Genomic DNA, 2,977 nt, shown 5'->3' on the forward strand with positions numbered 1-2,977 from the left:
CAAACCTTTTAAGTGGACATATAAGGGTAAAGTCTTGGCTGTTTAATAGTCTGTGTATTTACGCCGAGCTGTACTAGCATTTTAAACGCTCAAATTGCGCCGCAGAAAGCTTTCTAGGGATTCCATTCTCATGCCGTAGATTGATTCCAAGTTTTGCACTTGTTCGGGAGTGCAGAAATACTCGTTACCCAGCAATACCCGCAAAGTTCCTAAGTCTTTTTGAGCTTGACGATTCAATAAACCCAAGGCATTTCTCAAACCGTCAAACACAACCAGCGGCGGGTTGATTACGATCGGTTCCCGATTGAATATGCGTGCAAAAATGCGGGGAATGTCGTCTCTTGTCAGCACATCCGGACCACCGACTCGCAGAATTTGGTTGCGGGCGCCTTCGACTGTTGGCGAGTCTGTGGCAATCTTTGCTAAGTCGTCGGTACTGACAACAGAGGTGCGGTTTTTGCCGTCGCCAATCAGCAGGTAAAGTCCGGTTTCTCGAAATCTTTCTGCTAGCGGTAACAAGCTGGAAGCAAAACCGGCAGGCCGCAAGATTGTATAATTCAAGCCGCTGTTTTGCAGGTATTTTTCAACTTCTCGCTTGGCTTTGAATACTGCGGAATCTTCGTATCCTCGATCGACTCCCAGTACCGAAATAAAGACAAAGTGCTGCACTCCGGCTTCCTTGGCGCAGTCGATTAATTCTATGTTAGCGCGGTAATGTACTGCTTGAACGTCCCCGCCGGTGCCGTGACTGCTGATGATGTACTGCACGCCTTGGCAGGCTTTTTTAATATCTTTGTCTTGTTTCAAGTCGCCGATAAAAATCTCGGCGCCTCGGTTTTCTAGTTCAGAGTAGCGAGATGCGAGGCGAACAAATGCGCGGACAGGCTTTTCTTGCTGTCTGATTTCTCGTACAATTCGGCGGCCTAGTGCGCCTGTTGCTCCGGTTACTAAGAACATGATTTTTAGTTGTTGATTGTTACTTACATATTGCACTTTTCTCAATAGTGGGCAAGATGCCTGTTCCACAAAGATTGAATTTTCTTGTGGGGTGGGCATCCTGCCCGCCCATCCAAGGCTTATTGAGAATGGTGCAATATCTCAGTTGCTCTTAACCTTATAACTTATAAATCAAATTTCGACAATTACGGGGGCGTGGTCGCTGGGTTTGATTAATTTTCTAGGAGCAATATCTATTGTACAGTTTTTGGCTTGTTCGTAGAGGGGAGGGCTGAGATAATGGTGGTCGATTCTCCAGCCGTTGTTGCGTGGAAATGCGGCGGCGCGGTAGTCCCACCAGCTATAATGACCGCCTTCTGTGGTGAATTTCCGAAAGGGGTCGTTTAATCCTAATTCTATGATTTCTGTTAGCGCGAGGCGCTCGGCGACAGACAAGCCGACGGAGTTAGCATTGGCTTTGGGATTGTGGATATCTCGATCGTCCGGGACGATGTTAAAGTCGCCGCAAATGCACAAGTTGGGGGATTTATCTAGTGCTATTTTGAGGTATTCTTGCAGCAGTTTGAGCCACTTTAGCTTGTAGTCATATTTCTCGCTACCAACTTCGGAACCGTTGGGAACGTATACGCAAATAATGCAAATATCGTCTATAACACCGGCTATTAGGCGTTTTTGTTCGTCAAAAATACCTGTGGTTTCGTCGCCGAGAAGGGGGGCAAATCCGCTGCTGATTTGCGTTAGGGGCGATAGGCTAAAAATGGCGACACCGTTGTAGGATTTTTGACCGGAAATGTAGCAGTTGTAGCCAAGGTTGGTGAAGGGTTCTAGGGGGAAGTCTTTGTCTGTAACTTTGGTTTCTTGGAGGCAGAGAACGTCTGGGGAGTTTGTGTGCAACCAGCTAGTAACGTTTTCTAGGCGGGTGCGGATTGAGTTGACGTTCCAGGTGGCGATTTTCATTAATACAGTAATCCTAACGGTGATGTGGGGGAACCCAAATTCGGATGACTCGGCGGTTGAAAGAGACTGTTGGCGAATCTCTGAGGGGTGAAACCCTCAGAGATTCGCCATCCTGAATAAGCAGAATGATGGTGTAATCACGCAGCGTATTAAATAATTTATTATGACTCTTCACCCCCGCCACTGCTCGTCAATTCCAGAGATGACAGCAACTGTTGCACGAACATCCTTTCCCAACGGAAATCCATATATAGCAATCCTAAGTGATTTTCTAGATCCGTAAAATCTGAAAGTCTTGCTATATAACAAGTCTAGGAAGACTAGAGGGCATTGTGTTGTGAGACTCAGATCGGATTGCTATATCCCTCTTTTGTCACTTTCGGGGAAAAAATAATCAGGAACACTTAGAGCATAAGACTTTTACCAAAAATCCTGATTTCAGCTATTCTGTTAGAAAATAAACGCTCAAATGCTCGCTATAAGCTGTCGAGCATTTAAACTACATATTGTCTGTTCCCTGTTTCCCGTTTCCTGTTCCCTTTCACCCAATCCTCACACCCCATTTAAATGCACAACAGCTTATCTACAGTTAAAAATTTGGCTCTTATTTTTATTTTCCCAGAGTAACAAAAGAGGGTTATATCTCGCTTCAGTAGCAATTAGGACACTTCATCGGGATTAACCTCAGTCCACTCTACTTATTCCTCTTTTACCATGATAACCATTAGTCTTTCAGCAACGCCGGAGTATCCGGTCAATACCGCTTCTTTTGAACCCATTTGAGATATTTATGACGCTCGACAGACAACGGACTCTCGACTCGCAGCCTCAAAGATGTCAAATGGGTTCTCTAGTCCAAGTAAGCGCCATCATCATAAAATACGGCTTTTGGCCCAAAAAAAGACCCCATAGTTATAAAGAGGAGTCAGCCAGGGATACCGGAGTAGGCCATAAATGCCGAAACCCTTGGTGTGTATAGGTTCAACAAAAAGTCAAAAATATTTTCGCAAAACGCTTGACAACTCTGGGGAGAGTTGATACATTAATAAAGCGCCAGAAGGGA

At 45.3% G+C, this 2,977-nt stretch carries 2 protein-coding genes; both read right to left on the bottom strand.

Annotation, left to right across the window (positions count from 1 at the left end; translation table 11 throughout):
• Positions 1-81: 81 nt before the first annotated feature.
• Positions 82-957 carry an SDR family oxidoreductase gene (locus Q5691_RS27395; protein ID WP_333348380.1) on the bottom strand — a complete coding sequence of 292 codons (876 nt, stop codon included), beginning with the start codon at positions 955-957 and terminating at the stop codon, positions 82-84.
• A 171-nt stretch (positions 958-1,128) separates the two neighbouring features.
• Positions 1,129-1,914 carry an exodeoxyribonuclease III gene (gene xth, locus Q5691_RS27400; RefSeq protein ID WP_333312365.1) on the bottom strand — a complete coding sequence of 262 codons (786 nt, stop codon included), beginning with the start codon at positions 1,912-1,914 and terminating at the stop codon, positions 1,129-1,131.
• Between the last annotated feature and the right edge of the window lie 1,063 nt (positions 1,915-2,977).

This window comes from Microcoleus sp. w1-18aA5, from assembly GCF_036701705.1.
In the GTDB taxonomy this organism is placed as follows: Bacteria; Cyanobacteriota; Cyanobacteriia; order Cyanobacteriales; family Microcoleaceae; genus Microcoleus.

Bases quoted from the DNA above. Each gene is read 5' to 3' on its own strand.
- Q5691_RS27395 (WP_333348380.1), bottom strand. From the start codon at position 957: ATGTTCTTAGTAACCGGAGCAACAGGCGCACTAGGCCGCCGAATTGTA.
- xth (WP_333312365.1), bottom strand. From the start codon at position 1,914: ATGAAAATCGCCACCTGGAACGTCAACTCAATCCGCACCCGCCTAGAA.